Consider the following 19,580-nt stretch of genomic DNA (forward strand, 5'->3'; position numbering starts at 1 on the left):
AAATTCCCTTCAACAGCACGTTGCCTGAATAAGCGCAGCGCCATCCAGGGGAGCTGATAACGGTGTACTACGCTTCGTTACTAACACCCTGCTTGGGGCTGTTTTGGTATTGAATCTGGCGGTCAAGTTTCTTCTTGCTGATATTCTTCCGCCCGATAGGCATAGGTGTTGTTGAAGCAGTAGATCATCCAGTCACCGGCGGATATCGGCGCGTATTTGGGTGTGTCACCGGCGGCGGCGCAGTTTGGTAAACAGCTGACGTCGGTATCAAAATCCGGTTCGACAAAAAACGGCATGGAATAGCGTTCTGCCCCCGATGGGCTGTAGACCCGGTGCGGGGTGGACTTATAACGGTCGTTACTCCAACGCGCCATCATATTGCCGATGTTGATCACGAAGGTGTTGGCTATCGGCGGGGCATCTATCCAGCGTCCGTTGACGTCTTGTACTTGCAGGCCGCCGATTTCGTCTTGCCACAAAATAGTGATGCAGCCGTAGTCGCTGTGGGCACCGGCTCCGATAGCGGCCTGTTTATCTGTTGTCGGACGTGACGGGTAGTGCAGGAAGCGCAGTACGCTGAGCGGGTGGTCGAATTTGTTATCGAAGAAAGTTTCGTCGATGCCGAGGGCCAGGGCCAGCGCGCTGAGGATTTTTTTGCCCAGTGCCAGCATGTCCCAGTAGTGGGTTTCCATGCGGCGCTGGAAGTCGGGTATGGCGGTAGGGTACTGATTGGGGCCGTAGAGCGGTCGTTCGGGGCCAATCAGCTCGTGATCTACGGGCAGGTTGAGGCCCATGTCGTAAGATTCTTTCCAGTCGCCGGGTTGGCTCGGGTCGAGTTGTTCGGCGGCGGTTTCACCATAACCCCGGTGGTTGGCGGAGAGCTGGATGTTGATTTTGAGCTTTTCTGCGGCGGGCAGGGCGAAAAAGTCTTGCGCCAGCTGACGCATGGCGGCGATACGTTCGCGGCTGATGGGGTGGCCCTGGATGTAAAAGAAGCCGCTGTGCTGGCAAGCGTGGTCGATGGCGTTGGCCACGCTGAGTTTGCCGGTCGGGTTGTCCTGGTACAGGGGCGCAATATCAATGAGCGGAATATTCATAAGTGGTAATCCAATAAAAAAACCCACCCGCCTCTCGTCAGGCGATAAGAGGTCGGGCGGGTAATACCAGCTAACCGAGCGGTATTCTTGGTGGTCATTCTCTATCTGTTATTTCGGAATGTCGGCCTGAATGCCTTCAACATACCAGTCCATTTTTTCCAGATCGGCGAACGTCAGCTTGGTGCCAGCCGGTACTTTCAGCTCGCCTTTGTTGTCCTTCAATGGGCCGGTGAAGGGGTAGACGCTGCCGTCCTTGATGCCTTCGATCAGCTCCTTGGCTTTGGCGACCACATCCGCCGGAATGCTTTTGTTAAAGCCGGGAATCACAATCGCACCTTCTTTCATGCCTTCCACGTGGGCGGAAGCCGTCCAGCTGCCATCCATCACCGCTTTGACGGTGTTGATGTAGTGCGGGCCCCATTCGTCGACGACGGACAGCAGGTGGGCATTCGGGCCGAACGAGGACATGTCGGATGCCTGACCCACGGCGTAGGCTCCACGGCGTTCAGCCGCCTGCATGGCGGCCGGGCTGTCGGTGTGCTGCAGTATCACGTCGACACCCTGATCCATCATGGCGTTGGCGGCGTCGGCTTCTTTACCTGGATCAAACCAGCTGTTGACCCAGATGATTTTCAGTTCGGCTTTCGGATTGTACTTGGCCAGTGCCAGTTGCACGGTGTCGATATCGCGGATGACTTCCGGAATCGGGAAGGAGGCGATATAGCCGATTTTGTTGGACTTGGTCACCTGGGAGGCAACGTAACCGGCAATGTAGCGGCCTTCGTAGGTGGTGGAGACGTAGGTGCCCATATTGTCGGCCATCTTGTAGCCGGTGGCGTGTTCAAATTTTACTTTGGGGAATTGCTTGGCGACTTTCAGCGTCGGGTTCATAAAACCGAACGAGGTGGTGAAGATCAGGTCGTGACCGGTTTTGGCGAGGTTGCGGATAACGCGCTCGGCATCGGCACCTTCGGCGACGTTTTCAACGTAGGTGGTTTTGACCTTGTCACCAAAATACTTTTCAACCGACAGGCGGCCCTGATCGTGCTGATAAGACCAGCCATGGTCGCCAATCGGGCCGACGTAAACGAAACCGACTTTGAGCGGGTCTGCGGCAAATGCTGCGGGAATAGCAAGGGCAGCCATCAGGGTTCCGGCGGCCAGACCGCTGATCAGCTTGTGAAATTGACGTCGTTTCATCCGTCCTTCTCCTGTTGCGGCAAGTGATATTGCCTGATTTTTTTAAAAAATTGACCGTTTGGACAGTATTTTCAATTAGCAAAATCCTGACCAAGTGGACGAGATTGCCAGGCTTTATTTAATTACCTGATTTTATGGGCATTCGGGCGCTGTGTATGACGGTTGATTGTGAGGGAGGGGGACGTTTTGAGCCAGTGTCTTGGTCGAGGGTGCTTATGGTTGGTGCGCGGGTGCAGCAGGTGGGCACTTAAATGTCGCAGCTTGAAGAGTGCAGTGTGAGGTGTTGCAGTCTGAGGTGTTGCTGCAGGTAAGGAATAACACGAAGAGAGTTGTGCGGGCACGGCGGCCCGCGCCCAGAAAGCCGGTTGTTACTTCAGTTTGATCGTAAAGTGCTTTTTGATCGGTTCGACAATTTTCCAGAAACCTTTGAAGTCGGCTTCAAAGATAAAGGCATCGCCAGGGCCAACTTCCACCGGTTCGCCGCCGTCCGGGGTGATGATCGCCTTGCCCTCGATCAGGTGAACAAATTCCCAGCCGGAGTATTCGGCGTAGTAGGTACCGGGTGTGGCTTCCCACCATCCGGCGATCATGGATCCGTCCGGGGCGGTGTATTCAATCCAGGTTTTCATGGTTGGATTGCCTTCGGCTTTGGTCCATCCCGCGAGATCGTCGGTAATGACGTCAACGGAGGGGGCGGGAATTTTGGTGATGGTCATGGGGTGCTCTCGTGTTGAAAAACGCTTCACTTTGGCTCTCACACAGACAGTGGGAACCCGATATGTTCGTGCAGGAGGTGACTTGCCGCCGCTGGGGTGCGCTATAGGTGCGCTATTGGTGCGGTATCGGGGTCAAGTTTCCTCCTGCGCATTGGCCAGGGTTATTCGCCCGCCGCGTGCCGTATTTCTTCCGGCTTGGGTTCGTCGCTGAGGTAGGCTTCCAGCGAGTCGTCCAGTGCATACAACCAGGGGGTGTGGTGCGCCGGTGACGGCGTACCGGTTATAACGGAAGGGAAGGAGTAGTCGCGGAATTTCATGATGTCTTGCTTCTTGTGCTTCTTCCATTGCAGGAAGGTTTCGTTCACTGCCGGGATGTCGAAGCTGGGGTAATCGGTTTCGTCGATCAGTTCCTGAATGTAGGCCCCCTGGAACTCGTAGTTTTCCTTGTCGGTTACCAGCTTGAGTTCGTTCTCGCGCCACAACGCGCTGTGGGCTTTCATTGTTTCTTTCGAGGGCATGGGAATGCGCCCCATGATCAGGTCGCGGGCATACCAGGCTTGGGCATCAAACATGTTGAAGCTGTACCACTGGTCTTGCATGCCGAGGTAAAACAGCTTGGTGTTTTCTTCCCACGCTACGCCTTTGTACAGACCCAGTGGCCACAGGCGGTTGTTGGTTTTCAGGCGCAGGGCTTCTGGCAGGAAGGGGAAGGAGTGCAGGTAGCCGGTACAGAGGATAATGGCGTCGATTTTTTTGCTGCTGCCATCGGAGAAGAACACGGTATTGACGTCAACGTGGGTCATGGCCGGTTTTTCTTCCCAGTTGGCGGGCCATTTGTAGCCCATCGGCGCACTGCGGTAGCAGGAGGTAATCGAGCGGGCGCCGTATTTGTAACACTGGGAGCCAATATCTTCGGCGGAGTAGCTGGAGCCGACCACCAAAATGTCCTTGTCCTTGAATTCCAGTGCATCGCGGAAGTCGTGGGCGTGCAGGATGCGACCGCCAAAGCTGCCGAAGCCAGGATATTCCGGTACGTATGGGGTCGAAAAGTGACCGCTGGCGACCACCACGAAGTCAAAGTCTTCCTCATAAACCCTGTCTTCGTTGTGGTCGTGAACAGACACGGTGAAATTGTCGCTGGCTACGTTGTATTCAATATGACGAACCGGAGAGTTAAAGCGGATGTACTTGCGCACGTCGGCTTTTTCGACCCGGCCCTTGATGTAATCCCACAGTACTTCCCGTGGCGGGTAGGAGGCGATGGCTTTGCCGAAGTGCTCGTCGAAGCTGTAGTCGGCAAATTCCAGCGCTTCTTTCGGGCCGTTTGACCACAGGTAGCGGTACATGGAGCTGGGTACCGGTTCGCCGTTTTTGTCCAGGCCGGTGCGCCAGGTGTAGTTCCACTGGCCACCCCAATCGGTTTGTTTCTCGAAACACACCAGTTCAGGAATGTCGGCCCCCTTGGCTTGGGCAGACTGGAAAGCTCGCAATTGGGCCAGACCACTGGGGCCAGCGCCAATAATCGCAACGCGTTGGGTCATGTGTTTTCTCCTGCTACAGAAAAATTATTGTGGGGAAAAATTTATGACGATTGATGCATCAGGGGTATTCCCCCGTGAGGGTAAGCAAAAGGGGATAGGTCGGGGGTAAGTGCCGGGTTGGGGAAGGCTGGAAATACGCACAAGCTGGCCAAGCCTGGCAACTTCCGTCACAGTGAGGGGACTCACAAACAGGCATTACACCAAGCCAGAGGAGGTACCTTGTATGAGTGACAAGATGAATGAAGCGGCATTACAGGCATTAAAAATCGCCTTTACCTATATGCCCAAGGCTATTGAAGTGACCAAATATGAATATGGCGATCGTTACCAGATCGTGCTGGATCAGATTGCTGCTGTCAGAGAGGTGTTACTGGACAATGACGTCGACCCAGAAGAGGTGTACGGCGATATCAACCCCTCCACCACGCCCAATTCAACCTATTGAGCGCGCAAGGTGGATGGCCGGTTCAGAATGATACGTGGATTGGTTGCTGCTGAGTCGTTGTTGAGATTGCTGATCAGTCGTTGATGGCTAGTTAATGAGTAGTTGATGGATAGATGCCCGGACGCCCCTAGGGCGTCCTGACAGCAGAATGTGAACAGCGGGTTCAGATTCCCAGCTTGTCGCGCATATCGTAATAAAACGCACCCATAGCGGTGTAGGGAATTCGCATCAAACGGCCGCCGGGGAAAGGATATTGCGGCAGGCTGGCCATCACATCGAAACGTTCGGCTTGCCCTTGTATCGCGCTGGCGATCAGCTCTCCGGCCAGATGGGTGGACGTTACGCCATGGCCACTGTAGCCCTGGGCGTAATAGATGTTGTCGCCAATACGGCCAAACTGCGGCAGACGCATCAGCGTCAGCAGGAAGTTGCCGGTCCAGGCGTAGTCTATTTTCACGTCTTTCAGCATTGGGAAGGTTTTCAGCATTTTAGGTCGAATCAACGCTTCAACCTTGTCTGGCTCCCGTGCGCCATAAGTGACACCGCCGCCGTAGATCAGGCGGCCGTCGCCACTGAGACGGAAGTAATCCAGTAGATAGTTACAGTCTTCAACGCAGTGATCTTTGGGTAACAGCTGGTGCTGCAATTCCGGGCTGAGCGGTGCGGTGGTGATGACCTGGGTGCCACAGGGCATGGCTTTCTGTTGCAGTTTCGGCAGCAGCCCGGTGAGGTAGGCATTACCGGCAACCATTACAAAGTTGGCGGTGACCTGACCGTTGGCGGTTTTTACGACGGCCTTGGGCCCTTGCTGAATATCCACCACTGGCGAATCTTCGAAAATCTGACCACCCAAAGACTCAATGGCTGTGGCTTCGCCGAGTGCCAGGTTCAGCGGATGAATATGGCCGCCACTGTGATCCAGCAACGCGCCCTCATAACGCTCTGTACCCACGTATTCGCGCACCTGATGGGCGTCGAGCATGTCCAGCTGCTGGTGGCCGTGCTGTTCCCATAGGGCTTTTTTGGCTTCCAGTTCATGCAGCTGCTTCTGATTGCAGGCCGCGAAAATACCGCCGTCTTTCAGATCACATTGAATATGGTATTGATCCACCAGGCGGCGAATAATCCGGCCCCCTTCAAAGGCCATTTTACCCATGGCATTGGCGGTTTTCTGGCCGTAATGGCGTTCAATAAAATCCATGTCGCGGCTGTAACTGTGCACGATCTGGCCACCGTTACGGCCGGAGGCACCAAAACCAATGCGGCTGGCTTCCAGTACCACCACGGAGAACCCGCGCTCAGCCAGATGCAGTGCCGTCGACAGGCCAGTGTAGCCTGCACCGATCACGCACACATCCGCACTGATACTGCTGCTCAGCGACGGACGATCCTGCTGTTGGTTGGCCGAGGCAGCGTAGTATGAAGAAGGATAAATGGCTGTCATCGTTAGTCTCTCTGGGGGCGGAGTGCGGGGTTGGCCCGAATGCTCTCAAGATAGGGCGGCAGCCGTCTTGCCGCCATACCCACCGGGGGATATATCCCGACTTTTTCGCGGCTGATTGGATAGCGCCGCTGGTCAGCCGCGTGACCATTAACAGGCTGAGGCAGCGTGGAACATTGGCCTCTCTGTCTGGGTTTGAATGGTTAGGCCGAACGTTGGCAGAGTGACAGCAAAGGCTGGCAGCCTGGTCTGGATGCTTTGCGTAAGGTTTTATCAACGTAAGCTATGGTTCAGCTTTATTTATTGGCGGCTTGCTGCACGCTATAACAACGTAAAATCGAATAACAGGTCGAGGGTGCTATGAACGTGTTACTCAAGAATAGCCGTTTGGTGATGACGCAAGGACTGATCAATGGCGAATGGGTCGATGCCGACCAGAAAGCCACTCTGGTGGTTGATAACCCGGCAACAGGGGAAGAGCTGGTTCGTGTCGCCGATATGGGCGCGGCAGAAACCCGGCGGGCGATAACCGCTGCCCATGATGCCTTTCCCGGCTGGTCTGCCACCAGTGCCAACCAGCGCAGTCTGATTCTGGAAATCTGGTACGACCTGATTATCAAGCATCAGGACGAACTGGCGATGATCCTGACCGCAGAGCAAGGCAAGCCATTGGCCGAAGCCAAAGGCGAGATCGTCTATGGCGCTGCTTATATCAAATGGTTTGCTGAAGAAGCCAAGCGCGTCTACGGCGATGTTATCCCGGCGGCGCAGGCTGGCCGACGTAATATCGTGATCAAACAACCCATCGGTGTAGTGGCGGCTATTACGCCATGGAATTTCCCCAGCGCCATGCTGGCACGCAAAATTGCCCCGGCCCTGGCAGCGGGTTGCACCATCGTTTGCAAACCGGCGGCAGAAACTCCGTTATCGGCGCTGGCACTGGGGCTGCTGGCCGAACAGGCCGGTGTACCGGCGGGTGTGATCAATATGGTGGTCGGTTCCGATGCCCCTGCTATTGGCAACGAACTGACCGGCAGCAAATGGGTGCGCAAGTTGACCTTTACCGGCTCGACACCCGTCGGTAAGTTGCTGATGAAACAATGCGCCGACACCGTCAAACGCACCTCAATGGAACTGGGCGGTAATGCACCGATCATTATTTTTGATGATGCCGATCTCGATCAGGCCATTAATGGCGCGCTGATTTCCAAATTCCGCAACTCTGGCCAAACCTGCATCTGTTCCAATCGCCTGTTAGTACAATCCGGCATTTACGATCGCTTTATCGAACGCTTGTCCGAGGCCGTAGGCGAATTCCGTCTCGGAAACGGTCAGGACGCCACGACGACCCATGGCCCACTGATTACCGACAAGGCGGCACTGGGGGTGGACGAAAAAGTGCAAGATGCCGTTGCACAAGGTGCCCGTATCGTCACCGGTGGCGCACCATCCGACCAGGGCAGCCGCTTCTATCAGCCTACTATTCTGGCCGATGCCACCCCGGATATGCGGGTGTTCCGCGAAGAAATCTTTGGCCCGGTAGCGCCCATCTTCAAGTTTGAAACCGACGCCGAAGCCATTGAACTGGCCAACAGCACCGAATACGGCCTGGCGGCGTACCTTTTTACCCAGAACCTCAGCCGTATCTGGAAGGTATCGGAAGCCATTGATTTCGGCATGGTCGGTGTTAATGAAACTGCTATCAGCTCCGAAGCGATCCCTTTTGGCGGCGTGAAAGAATCCGGCCAGGGCCGTGAAGGCTCGAAGTATGGTCTGGATGATTATCTGGAAACCAAACTGATCTGCCTGGGCGGACTGTGATTGGCTGAAACAAACGTCGTCAGGAACTCAGCCCGGATGTCATTCAGGTAACCAGGGCGCAAAACAACAAACGGGTGAGTCTCGGGGCTCACCCCTACGAATCAGCCCGCCAAACCGGGTAAACAGAACATCGAGGTTGCTATGTCTCACATGATTTATCCCACCACCAACTTCGCTGCCACCGAAACGATGAACATCGCTCGTGGTGACGGTATCTACGTGTACGACAACCACGGCAAACAGTACCTCGAAGGGATGTCCGGGCTGTGGTGTGCATCGCTGGGTTATAACAATGCCGAACTGATCGAAGCGGCCACCCGGCAGATGGAAACCTTGTCTTTCGCCCATATGTTCAGCGGCAAAACCCACGATGTCGGCATGCAGCTGGCGGATACATTGACCGCCATGGTGCCGGTTGACGACGCCCGTGTCTTTTTCGGCAGCTCGGGTTCCGACGCCAACGACACCCAGATCAAACTGCTGCGTTACTACTTTGCCGCCATCGGCAAACCTGAAAAGCGCAAAATCATCGCCCGTGAGCGTTCCTACCATGGAGTAACCGTGGCAGCAGCCTGCCTGACCGGCCTGCCCATCAACCAGACCCACTTCGACCTGCCCATCGATGCGCTCGGAATTCTGCGCACCGATGCCCCGCACTACCTGCGTGGTAAACAGGATGGCGAAAGTGAAAGCCAGTTCGTGGATCGTATTACCGCCAATCTGGAAGCCCTGATCCTGAGTGAAGGCCCGGAAACCATCGCCGCCTTTATCGCCGAGCCGATTACCGGCGCGTCCGGCGTGATCGTACCGCCCGCCGGTTACTACGAAAAAGTACAGGCCATCCTGAACAAATACGACATCCTGTTCTGGGCCGACGAAGTGATCACCGGCTTTGGCCGTACCGGCAATGACTTTGGCTCCACCACCATGGGCATCAAGCCCGACATGATGAGCTTCGCCAAACAGCTGTCGTCAGCCTATGTGCCGATCTCCGCCTCGGTGATTCGTGGTGATATGTACGAAGCCATGATTGATCCTTGCAGCAAACTGGGAGTGTTCGGCCATGGTTATACCTACTCGGCGCACCCACTGGCTTGTGCCGTGGCATTAAAAACACTGGAAATCTACCAGCGGGATAACGTCTTTGCCAAAGCCGCAGCAACCGGCACCTACCTGCAAACCCGGCTGCGTGAATTCAACGATCACCCGTTAGTGGGCGAAGTACGCGGCTGCGGCATGATAGCGGCCATTGAACTGGTGGCGAACAAAGACACCAAGGCCGCCTTCCCGGACAGCAAGGTCGGTTATTTTGCCGCTAACGCCTGTCAGGAACATGGTCTGATCAGCCGCCCGGTGGCTGGTTCCAGCCTGGCACTGTGTCCGCCACTGATTACTACCGAAACCCAGATCGACGAAATCATCGACAAAATGGGCAAGGCCCTGGACGACACCCTGGCCTTCGTGCAACAGCAAGGCTAAATGATTCACCGGGTGCGACCCGCACCCGGCACCCCCGCTTCAATTTGGATGAAGCCTTTGCCTCCGCTTGCGGAGGCTTTTTTATGGCTTCGGTGTTCGTTGGTTACTTGTTGCTGATCAATATTTTCTGATTCGAATCTGACGAATACGGAAACGAGGTAAAGAGAGGTAACATTGTATTTTAACAACATAACAATATTCATAAGCCTGCTTCCTGCGTATTTGGCAATCCGGTATCAGACCAATGTCATTAACTTAAAGCCTGGCCCTGCTGGAAGCAGGGCCAGAAATTAGCCAAAACCCGATGTTTTTGAAGTCACCCACTCGCTAAGTTAATGGCATTGGGTATCAGACATCTTTGTTTTGACTGAAAGGGTTGCTCGCTTTTCCAACAGCTGCTAGCGTAACCGGCTGAAATAGGGACGTTGACATCGGTTTTTCAGAGTAACGAAAAAATGCATTACAAACTGTTGAAGCACGATTTGACTGGGTATCGGAGAGAGCTTTGAAGTTACAACATGCAATCGAAAAATTAGGCGCAAAAAAGTCAATTGCTACGGCTAGCCAGATAGCTGAAGATTTGAATATTCGGTGGGACGGTGGTGTCGCAGTTGTATTTAGTGCGATCGCTGGTGATTTGGAAAGAGTGCCCAGAAATATTGGTGGTAAAAATGATAACGAAAGCAGTGCAATTAGAAAGTGGCTTTTGAAGTATCAAGCGGGCAAAGATGGAAGGGCGAGTCAGAGAAAATCAAATCTTCCGGGCACAGTATCTGATCCGGTTATTGAAAAGATTATTGGTTCCAGGATATCAGGCCTTACAGAAAAGGATCTCAATAAAATACAGTACGCACATCGTTTGGCGATGTCTGCGGAAAATATTCTTGGTTTGATGCTGGAAGAATATTTAGCTGTTAGTCTAGAATTTCATGGATGGCATTGTGCATGGGGCGAAACCGTAAAATCGGTTGATTTTGTTCATGAAGATGGTCGACTCCTTCAGGTTAAGAATCGGAGTAACTCTGAAAACAGTTCAAGCAGTACTGTCAGAAATGGAACTCAGATAGAAAAGTGGTTCCGGATCAAGGCTGATAGAATTGAATACATGTGGTCATCCTTGAATGAAATCTGCGGCACGATTGAACTGTCGGAAGACTCGTTTGTTGATTTTGTTCAAACAACGCTAAAAAATAATCCAGCATGCTTGTCTGTCGAGCAAGAAAACCCATGGGCTGATCTATAAGAACTGGGGTTAACCAAACCCCAGTTCTTGCTGTTCAGATTTTGAGTTGTGACGTTCAACAAGATGCCTGAATTGTTCTTTCCATTCTTTATCTGTGGTGCATTTATAGCGAGAGTACTTGAAGTCTTTGTGTTGGATAATATCAATGCCATTTAGCAGATTAAATATCAGCGTTCCAACGGCACAGCCTAAACTTACAGGAACAGCGTTGCCTATTTGTTTATATTGCTGGATGATTGGGCCAGCAAGTTCCCATTTGTCTGGAAACTCCTGAATTCTTTTGTATTCTTGAACAGATAACGGCCGGTTTTCTGTTGGATGCGCAAGATCCGTAGCTGGCATGGCTGGATGGGTTACCAGTGTTGGAGAGGGTCTGTCCCAGGCTAGTCGCCGTAAAAACCCTGTTTTTCCACCTCCAGAAAAAAAAGATTTTCCCATGGCTTCTTTTTGTAATTCTAATGGAAGATTTTTCCAGTTTTGACCGGGTTCTAATAAACGGTAATATTTCAGCCTTTTTTCTGGAAAGGTGAGATGGTCATGATGACTTATCTTGGTAATGCATCGTTTTAACGTGTTCCATTTCGGTAAACCATACTCGCCCGTTTCTGAGTGCGTTGGTATCAGAAAAGGCGGTTCTTTTCCGTCGCGAGAGCAAATAATGATCACGCGCTCCCTGATCTGAGGCGTGCCGAAATTTGCAGAGTTGTATAGATTGAATGAGTAACCATAACCAGATTTTTCTAATCTGTTTAGTATGAAGTTTAGTGCCCCGCCTTTTAACTCGTCTTCGCTGAGGTCTGGATATTCTTGGCCTCTTTTTTCGTGTGGGCGATGCTCCATGGGGCAGGATAAAAGCCCCCGAACATTTTCAATTACAAAATACTTGGGTCTTAGTTCCAAACATAATTCTAAATATTTTAAAAATACGTTTCCACGATCATCGTTAAAGCCTTTCCTGTTGCCTGCAGTGCTAAATGCTTGGCAGGGAGGCCCTCCCATAATCAAGTCAATCTCATCGTTATTATTTAACCCGGCTTCGCGTCTGATGTCTGCGGCGTCGTAATTGTTTATATCGTTTAATAACGCTGTTTTGGGCCTGTTCAACGCAATGGTTTGTCTGCAAAACTTGTCTATTTCGCAGGCCAGTCGTATATCAAAACCGGCTTTTTCTATTCCTATGTCAAGACCCATTGCACCGGAAAAGAAGCTTAACGCTATTGGTTTTTTGTTATTAACGAAATAGGCAGGATGATCTTCAGCGACTGTATGAGCTGTCCTGAGACCGTATTTATGCAGACTCTCGTGATCTATCACCCAAGTGGTGCCCAGTTTTCGTGCGCTTAAGCTACCTTCACGGCACAATGTTCTGACTCGCTGAACGCTGATGTTTAGCTGTAGAGCCGCTTCTTTAATAGTGATTTCGGTACTCACTGTCAGTTTCCTTCTCGAAACCTGTGAAAAGTACCAATATAGTTGTGTGAAGTTGCATGTCAAGCCTGAAATTGGCTACGTTGCGCATTGAATGTTTCGTTGACGGGCTGTGTTAGCGTATTGCCCGTTTTTCTTTGAAGTGCTCTACCGAACTGTTTATTGCCCTCAAAAAAAGCCCGCTGATGGTCATCAGCGGGCGTGGCAAAAATCAGCCAAAACGGGTGTCGGTTAACTCAGTGCTTGATCATGACATGACGGACGGTGGTGTAGTCTTCCAGGCCGTACATGGACATGTCCTTGCCATATCCCGACATCTTCATACCGCCGTGGGGCATTTCGCTGGTCAGCATAAAGTGGGTGTTGACCCAGGTGCAGCCGTATTGCAAGCGGGCACTGAGGCGGGCGGCGCGGCCGGTATCGGCGGTCCAGAGGGAAGAGGCGAGGCCGTAGTCGGAATCGTTGGCCCAGGCCAGGGCTTGTGCTTCGGTGTCGAATTCGGTGATGGAGACGACTGGGCCAAAGACTTCACGGCGGACAATTTCGTCGTCTTGTTTGGCGCCAACAATCAAGGTCGGTTCGTAGAAATAGCCTGCGCGATCGGCGATCTTGCCACCGGTGGCGATGGTGATATGAGGTTGTTCGCGGGCGCGATCCACAAATCCGGCCACCCGTTCGAGATGGGCCTGGGAAACCAGCGGCCCCATTTCTGTGCCGTCTTCGTACTGGCTGCCGATTTTGATGGTGGAGACGGCGGCGGTCAGTTTATCGACCAGTTGCTGGTACACGCCTTTCTGGGCGTAGATGCGACAGGCGGCGGTGCAGTCTTGTCCGGCGTTGTAGTAGCCGAACGCCCGTAAGCCTTCGACGGCGTCGTCGATATCGGCGTCGTCAAAAATCAGCACCGGTGCCTTGCCGCCCAGTTCCATATGGGTGCGTTTCATATCTTCGGTGCTGGATTGCACGATTTTCTGGCCGGTGGCGATCGAGCCGGTCAGCGACACCATGCGCACCTCTGGATGGGTGGTCAGGGTAGCGCCGACGCTGGCACCGCCGCCAAAGACGGTGTTGACGACGCCAGCCGGGAAAATCTCCTGCATGATTTCGCCCAACTTGAGGGTGGTCAGTGGTGTCAGTTCCGACGGTTTGATCACAACACAGTTACCGGCAGCCAGAGCGGGAGCGAGTTTCCATGAAGCCATCATCAAGGGGTAGTTCCAGGGCGCGATGGAAGCCACGACGCCAAGTGGATCGCGGCGAATCATGGAGGTGAAACCGGGCAGGTATTCTGCCGCTGCGGAACCACTGAGGCAGCGTGAGGCACCGGCAAAAAAGCGGAAGACATCGGCAATGGCGGGGATTTCGTCGGCCTGCATGGCGGAGAAGGGTTTGCCGGTGTCGTTACATTCGAGACGGGCGAACTCTTCGCTCATGGCTTCAATACGATCGGCCAATTGCAGCAGCAGGTAAGCGCGGTCTTTGGGGGCTTGCTGGCTCCAGCTGTCGAAGGCGTCATCAGCGGCACTGACGGCCGTATTGACCTGAGCGGCGGTGGCTTCGGCAATCAGGCACAGTACCTCGCCAGTGGCAGGATTAAATACTTCCAGTTGCTTGCCTTCGCCAGCAACCAGTTCTCCGTTAATCAGCATTTTATTGAGCATGGTATTAGGCCTCTTTGTTCAGACGATAGGTCGGACGGGTGTCAGATAATGTGTATGGATCAGCGGTCATGGAATATTGCCTCGTTATTTGCCGCTACCGGCAACGTCATCGCCACCCCGGGTGAGGAGGTAAGCCAGAAACACCGGCACCATGGTGGCGAGCATCACCATCAGCGCAACCACGTTGGTGACCGGCACATCCCGCGGTCGGGTCAGCTGGTTCAATAGCCAGATTGGCAGCGGTTTTTCGTGACCGGCGGTGAAGGTGGTGACAATCAGTTCATCAAACGACAGCGCAAACGCCAGCATGCCACCGGCGAGCATGGCGCTGCCCAGATTGGGCAACACGATGTAGCGAAAGGTCTGCCAGCCATCGGCACCCAGATCCATCGAAGCTTCGATCAGACTGCCAGAGGTGCGGCGAAAGCGGGCGACGACGTTGTTGTAAACAATCACCACACAGAAAGTGGCATGGCCAATCACTATGGTGAGGATGCCAGGCTGGATATCCATGGCCTGGAATGCCTGCAATAGTGCCAGACCGGTGATAATACCGGGCAGGGCAATCGGCAGAATCAGCATCAGGGTGATGCTGTCTTTGCCGAAGAACGAACGGCGATACATGGCCGCCGCCGCCAGCGTGCCCAGCACCATGGCAATAGCGGTGGCAAGGCTGGCAATTTTCAGCGACAGGCCAATCGATTCAAGGACATCAGCACGTCCAAACGCAACACTGAACCAGTGCAGGGTAAAACCCTTGGGTGGAAAGCTGAACGCCGACTCTTCGGTGTTAAAGGCATACATCGCAATAATCACAATGGGGAAGTGCAGGAACACCAGACCGCCCCAAGCTGCACATTTCAGCCACACGCTGGCATGTTGATCAGAGTGCATCAAAAGCCCCCATACGTTTCACAATCGACAGATAAACCGCAATCAACACAATCGGCACCAGCGTAAACGCAGCAGCCATCGGCATATTGCCAATCGATCCTTGTTGTACGTACACCATGCTGCCGAGGAACAAACCCGGCGGCCCTACCAGCTGCGGCACAATGTAATCCCCCAGCGTCAGCGAAAAGGTAAAGATGGAACCGGCGGCAATACCCGGCACCGACAACGGCAGAATCACGTGGCGGAAGGTTTTGAACGGCGTAGCGCCAAGGTCGGAAGAAGCCTGCAACAGCGACGGTGGCAAGCGTTCCAGTGATGCCTGAATGGGCAGAATCATGAATGGCAGCCAGATATAGGTGAACACCAGAAAACGTCCGAGGCTGGAAGTCGATAGCGTATTGCCCCCCACGCCGGGCACCGACAGCAGTGCATCGAGTAGCGGCGTCAGCCCGAGCAGATGAATAAACCACTGCGACACACCCTCCTGCGCCAGCAGCAAGGTCCAGGCATAGGCCTTGACGATGTAACTGGTCCACATTGGCAGCATCACGCCAAGATAGAAAAAAGCCTTGGTGCGACCACTGGCATAACGCGCCATGTAATAAGCCACCGGGAACGCCAGTACGGCACTGAACGCGGATACCGCCAGTGCCATCAGCAGGGTGCGCAGGATGATGTCGAAATTGGCAGGATCAAACAGCCGGGCATAGTTTTCCAGCGTCAGGGTATGACTCACCAGCATGGTGAAGTCGTCGAAGGTGTACAGCCCTTGCCATAACAGCGCCAGTAACGAGGCGATATACACCGAGCCAAACCACAACAGCGGTGGTAGCAGCAGCAAGGCCAACAGCAGGTTGGGGCGACGATAAAGCCGATCTGCGGCCTGATACAGCAGCCCGGATGGAGGGGTAAAAACCGGGCTGTTATCAGCCGCAGACAGTGACGATTTTGAAGTCATATCAGGCACTCGCTTCGTCCCGCAAAGACACCATGGCCTGGCTGCTCCAGCTGACCTGTACCAACTGCCCTGGCAGCAGTGCGGTGTGGCTCGACAACAGACTGTTGGCCTCGGAGGCGGCAACGCTGACACCGGGTTCCAGCTCCACTTCAAAGCGGGTGTTCGAACCCTGATACTGCACGTCTTTAATCACACCGGGCAGGGTGATGACATCCGCTGGGGTCGTGCTTGATGAGCGAGCGGAGCCGGTGTGTATGCCATTGGCGTCGAGCGAAATGTATTCCGGGCGAATGGCCAGTGCCGCAGACTTCCCCGACAAACGCTGCGCCAGTGCACCTTGCAAGACATTGGAAGAACCCACAAACCCGGCAACAAATGCCGTTTGCGGCTGGTTGTACAAATTGCGCGGTGAATCCAGTTGTTCAATCCGGCCCTGGTTAAACACCGCCACGCGGTCAGACATCGACAACGCTTCGGTCTGGTCGTGGGTTACAAATACAAAGGTAATACCCAGCTGGCGTTGCAGCCGTTTCAGCTCCCCCTGCATTTGCTCACGTAATTTCAGATCCAGCGCGCCCAGTGGTTCGTCCAGCAACAGCACTTTGGGCCGATTGACCAGTGCCCGTGCCAGTGCAATCCGCTGGCGCTGGCCACCGGACAACTGTGAGGGTTTGCGCTGGCCATGCTGCCCCAACGCCACCATATCCAGTGCTTCAGCGGCGCGATGGCGGCGCTCTTTTTTGTTGACGCCCTTGACCATCAGACCATAGGCGATGTTGTCGAGTACGTTCATATGAGGGAACAGGGCGTAGTCCTGAAAGACGGTATTGACGTTACGCTGGTAGGGCGGCAACCCGGTGGCATCGCGGCCATGAATGATGACATGGCCATCGTCCGGTTGCTCGAACCCGGCAATCAGTCGCAGACAGGTGGTTTTACCGGAACCCGAAGGCCCCAGCATGGAAAAAAACTCACCTTCGGCGATTTTCAGCGAGACCCGGTCGACCGCCCGGACATCGCCGAAGCAGCGGCTGGTTTGGTAAAACTCAACAGCGGTATTCATAAAATATATCGTGTCCTGTGAAAGCATTGCCGGGCCAGCAGGCCCGGCAGTCAACCGGTACTCGTACTTTTTTCGTACTTAACTCGTACTTGACTGGTGCTTGACTCGTACTTGGCGGAATCAGCGGCCGCCCATAATGGCGATGTAATCCCGAGTCCAGCGGCTGTAGGAAACACAGCTGCCCTGGCTGCTGCAGTTGGAGGTCGGGGTCTTCCAGAAAAACACCTGGTCGAAGTTGTCCATCCCATTGGTCTTGCAGCCCTCGGCACCCAACAGCTCATTGCCATCACAGGCGGCGGGCACGGCCGGAACCGAACCAAACCAGGACGCCAGATCGCCTTGCAACTTGGGCGTGATTGACCAATTGAGCCACTCGTAAGCACAGTTCGGATGCGCGGCACCCGTGGCCAACATGGTGGTATCGGCCCAACCCGTCACCCCTTCTTGCGGGAACGCAGTGGCTACCGGGGCACCTTCTGCGATCAGGATATTGGCCATAAAAGGCCAGCTGCTGGAGGCCACCACGCCTTCATTCTTGAAATCACTCATCTGCACGTTGTAGTCGTGCCAGTAGCGATGGATCAGGCTGTGTTGCGCACGTAATACCTCCAGTACGGCGTTGTACTGGGTTTCATTCAGTTCGTACGGATCCTTGATGCCCAGTTCCGGGCGGGCAGACTTCAAATACAGCGCGGCATCGGCCAGATAAATCGCACCGTCATAGGCCTGCACCCGGCCCTTGTTGGATTGGCCATCTGGCAAGGTTGTGGCTTCAAACACCACGCTCCAGCTGTCCGGTGCCTGTTTGAACACGTCGGTGTTGTACATCATCATATTGGGGCCCCACTGGAAGGGCACGCCGTAGTGTTTGCCATCAACGGTAAACCAGGGCGCGTTTTGCAGACGTGGGTCGATGCTGTTCCAGGCCTTGATCTTGCTGGTGTCGACCGGTTGCACCCGCTTGCCGTAAATCAGTCGTAACGAGGCATCACCGGATGCTGTAACCAGGTCGTAGCCGCCCTTGGCCATCAGGCTGACCATCTCGTCCGAAGTCGCTGCGGTTTTGACATTGACGGAACAACCGCTGGACTGCTCAAAGCCGCTGACCCAGTCGTAGGCGGGGTCGGTATCGCCGCGTTCAATGTAGCCGGGCCAGGCGATGATATCGACGCGGCCTTCTCCCTGGGTGCCGGCCAGCGCAGTCAGTGCGCTGCCAGCCAACAAGGTGCTGAGTATCAGATGACGTGTTGCCATGGGGTTTTCCTCTGCCTGAACGTATTGAAGGCTTGCGCCGGTTTAACGTCGTGCCCCGAGCGCCGCTACGGATGGCGGAAGCTGTGGAACGGGATTCAACGAGGGCTTCAGGCTAAAGCGAGGGGTTTGTCTGGCTCCAATTGTTAATTAAGAAAGAAGCATTCTAAAAAAACGATAGCTACGAAAAAATTAGCGGTGGTATATCAAAAACAGATTGTTAATACTGGCGTAAGCCCCGGTATTTACTGGAAAACCCTTGTCTGGCGTGGGTGACGGACGGGTGTTGGCCACCACCATCAGGGTCAAGCAGTCGTCGCTGGTGTGAGTGACATTGCTAACAATGAAGACATGTACAACGTCACAATGACCCCCTTGGACAACCCCTCGCGGAGCACCTGTTTTGCCATGATGAGCCTGCGCCAGATTCGATACTTTATTGCCATTGCCGAAACCGGGTCGGTATCGGCGGCGGCCCAGGCGGTGCCGATTTCACAGTCGACCCTGACCACCGCCATCAAACAGCTGGAAGATGATCTCGGCGTTACCCTGTTCAGTCGGCACGCCAAAGGTATGGAGCTGACGCACCAGGGCCATCAGTTTTTGCGTCAGGCACATCTGGTGCTGGCATCGGTGGACAACGCCCGTCGCAGCCTGCAACAAAGTACCGAAGCCGTGACCGGTGAATTGACCATCGGTGTGACCAGTCTGGTGGCCGGATATTATCTGGCCGATCTGCTGGCCCGGTTCCAGCGAATTTATCACCGCGTCAAACTACGGGTGGTTGAAGATGATCGGGACTATATCGAACACTTGTTAGTCAGCGGTGAGATCGATGTCGGGGTGTTGATCCTGTCGAATCTCAAATACCTCAGCGCACTGAATACCGAAGTACTGACCTTTTCCCATTACCGCCTCTGGTTGCCGCCCGATCACGAACTGCTGCAGCTCGACAGCATCGGCTTCAAGGATTTGCTGCATGAACCGCTGATTCTGCTTAACGTCGATGAAATGGAACAACGCATTCGTAACCTCTGGGCACCGGCCGCCAGCAAGCCCACCGTCAGCCTGCGCAGTGCCTCGGTGGAAGCGGTGCGTAGCCTGGTATCGGCAGGCATGGGAGTGGCGCTGATGCCGGATATGACCTACCGGCCATGGTCGGTCGAAGGCGATACCGTCGAGGCTCGTCGTATTACCGAAGTATCGGAAACCCTCGATATCGGTCTGGCCTGGCGTCGTGGCGGTGCTCGCAATCCGCTGATTGACCTGTTCCTGCCAGTGGCTCGGGAATCCCTGCCAGTACGCCATAACCACGCCAACAGCTGACGATCTGCCCAAGAGA

Annotated in this window: 17 protein-coding genes; 5 read left to right on the forward strand and 12 right to left on the reverse strand. The window is 54.3% G+C overall.

What is annotated here, in order from left to right:
* Positions 1 to 122: 122 nt before the first annotated feature.
* The 4 genes from SOJ49_RS01565 to SOJ49_RS01580 all read right to left on the reverse strand — a co-directional run bounded on the left by SOJ49_RS01565 (position 123) and on the right by SOJ49_RS01580 (position 4,554).
* Positions 123 to 1,097 carry an isopenicillin N synthase family dioxygenase gene (locus tag SOJ49_RS01565; protein WP_369856472.1) on the reverse strand — a complete coding sequence of 325 codons (975 nt, stop codon included), beginning with the start codon at positions 1,095 to 1,097 and terminating at the stop codon, positions 123 to 125.
* Positions 1,098 to 1,205: 108 nt separating this feature from the next.
* Entirely contained in the window at positions 1,206 to 2,297 is a 1,092-nt protein-coding gene (locus SOJ49_RS01570; RefSeq protein WP_369856473.1) for a BMP family ABC transporter substrate-binding protein, read from the reverse strand.
* Positions 2,298 to 2,665: 368 nt separating this feature from the next.
* Positions 2,666 to 3,013, reverse strand: a complete 348-nt coding sequence (locus tag SOJ49_RS01575; RefSeq protein ID WP_369856474.1) for a cupin domain-containing protein — start codon at positions 3,011 to 3,013, stop codon at positions 2,666 to 2,668.
* Between the two features lie 161 nt (positions 3,014 to 3,174).
* Positions 3,175 to 4,554, reverse strand: coding sequence for an NAD(P)-binding domain-containing protein (locus SOJ49_RS01580; RefSeq protein ID WP_369856475.1), 1,380 nt, complete (start codon positions 4,552 to 4,554; stop codon positions 3,175 to 3,177).
* Between the two features lie 223 nt (positions 4,555 to 4,777).
* Here SOJ49_RS01580 and SOJ49_RS01585 point away from each other — a divergent pair, with 223 nt between their 5' ends.
* The gene (locus SOJ49_RS01585) at positions 4,778 to 4,999 is read left to right on the forward strand and encodes a hypothetical protein (RefSeq protein WP_369856476.1); all 222 of its coding nucleotides are present in this window, start codon (positions 4,778 to 4,780) and stop codon (positions 4,997 to 4,999) included.
* Between the two features lie 163 nt (positions 5,000 to 5,162).
* On the opposite strand, the gene SOJ49_RS01590 is transcribed toward SOJ49_RS01585, so the two are convergent.
* Positions 5,163 to 6,443: an NAD(P)/FAD-dependent oxidoreductase gene (locus SOJ49_RS01590; protein WP_369856477.1), complete on the reverse strand. Its 1,281-nt coding sequence runs from the start codon at positions 6,441 to 6,443 to the stop codon at positions 5,163 to 5,165.
* A gap of 357 nt (positions 6,444 to 6,800) precedes the next feature.
* Here SOJ49_RS01590 and SOJ49_RS01595 point away from each other — a divergent pair, with 357 nt between their 5' ends.
* Together SOJ49_RS01595 and SOJ49_RS01600 are read left to right on the forward strand one after the other, a co-directional pair.
* Positions 6,801 to 8,261 carry an NAD-dependent succinate-semialdehyde dehydrogenase gene (locus SOJ49_RS01595; RefSeq protein WP_369856478.1) on the forward strand — a complete coding sequence of 487 codons (1,461 nt, stop codon included), beginning with the start codon at positions 6,801 to 6,803 and terminating at the stop codon, positions 8,259 to 8,261.
* A gap of 141 nt (positions 8,262 to 8,402) precedes the next feature.
* Positions 8,403 to 9,740 (forward strand): aminotransferase, encoded by a 1,338-nt coding sequence (locus tag SOJ49_RS01600; protein WP_369856479.1) that lies wholly within the window; start codon positions 8,403 to 8,405, stop codon positions 9,738 to 9,740.
* 5 nt (positions 9,741 to 9,745) lie between these two features.
* Here the strand turns inward: SOJ49_RS01600 and SOJ49_RS01605 are convergent, their stop codons facing one another.
* Positions 9,746 to 9,943, reverse strand: a complete 198-nt coding sequence (locus SOJ49_RS01605; RefSeq protein ID WP_369856480.1) for a hypothetical protein — start codon at positions 9,941 to 9,943, stop codon at positions 9,746 to 9,748.
* Positions 9,944 to 10,245: 302 nt separating this feature from the next.
* On the opposite strand from SOJ49_RS01605, the gene SOJ49_RS01610 reads away from it, so the two are divergent.
* Positions 10,246 to 10,983 carry a SinI family restriction endonuclease gene (locus SOJ49_RS01610; protein WP_369856481.1) on the forward strand — a complete coding sequence of 246 codons (738 nt, stop codon included), beginning with the start codon at positions 10,246 to 10,248 and terminating at the stop codon, positions 10,981 to 10,983.
* Positions 10,984 to 10,992: 9 nt separating this feature from the next.
* Here SOJ49_RS01610 and SOJ49_RS01615 read toward each other — a convergent pair whose 3' ends face one another.
* The 6 genes from SOJ49_RS01615 to SOJ49_RS01640 all read right to left on the reverse strand — a co-directional run bounded on the left by SOJ49_RS01615 (position 10,993) and on the right by SOJ49_RS01640 (position 18,241).
* On the reverse strand, positions 10,993 to 12,414 hold the full coding sequence (locus SOJ49_RS01615) for a DNA cytosine methyltransferase (protein ID WP_369856482.1): 1,422 nt from the start codon (positions 12,412 to 12,414) through the stop codon (positions 10,993 to 10,995).
* Positions 12,415 to 12,647: 233 nt separating this feature from the next.
* The gene (locus tag SOJ49_RS01620) at positions 12,648 to 14,072 is read right to left on the reverse strand and encodes a gamma-aminobutyraldehyde dehydrogenase (RefSeq protein WP_369856483.1); all 1,425 of its coding nucleotides are present in this window, start codon (positions 14,070 to 14,072) and stop codon (positions 12,648 to 12,650) included.
* Between the two features lie 84 nt (positions 14,073 to 14,156).
* Positions 14,157 to 14,966 carry an ABC transporter permease gene (locus SOJ49_RS01625; protein WP_369856484.1) on the reverse strand — a complete coding sequence of 270 codons (810 nt, stop codon included), beginning with the start codon at positions 14,964 to 14,966 and terminating at the stop codon, positions 14,157 to 14,159.
* The gene (locus SOJ49_RS01630) at positions 14,956 to 15,924 is read right to left on the reverse strand and encodes an ABC transporter permease (RefSeq protein ID WP_369856485.1); all 969 of its coding nucleotides are present in this window, start codon (positions 15,922 to 15,924) and stop codon (positions 14,956 to 14,958) included. The genes SOJ49_RS01625 and SOJ49_RS01630 overlap by 11 nt, the downstream gene beginning before the upstream one ends.
* 1 nt (position 15,925) lies before the next feature.
* Entirely contained in the window at positions 15,926 to 16,987 is a 1,062-nt protein-coding gene (locus SOJ49_RS01635) for an ABC transporter ATP-binding protein (protein WP_369856486.1), read from the reverse strand.
* Between the two features lie 120 nt (positions 16,988 to 17,107).
* Positions 17,108 to 18,241, reverse strand: coding sequence for an ABC transporter substrate-binding protein (locus SOJ49_RS01640; RefSeq protein ID WP_369856487.1), 1,134 nt, complete (start codon positions 18,239 to 18,241; stop codon positions 17,108 to 17,110).
* Between the two features lie 321 nt (positions 18,242 to 18,562).
* Here SOJ49_RS01640 and SOJ49_RS01645 point away from each other — a divergent pair, with 321 nt between their 5' ends.
* Positions 18,563 to 19,564, forward strand: a complete 1,002-nt coding sequence (locus SOJ49_RS01645) for a LysR family transcriptional regulator (protein WP_369856488.1) — start codon at positions 18,563 to 18,565, stop codon at positions 19,562 to 19,564.
* The last annotated feature ends 16 nt before the right edge of the window (positions 19,565 to 19,580 follow it).

Origin of the sequence: Candidatus Thalassolituus haligoni, assembly GCF_041222825.1 — a bacterium.
Taxonomy (GTDB): domain Bacteria; phylum Pseudomonadota; class Gammaproteobacteria; order Pseudomonadales; family Oceanobacteraceae; genus Oceanobacter; species Oceanobacter antarcticus.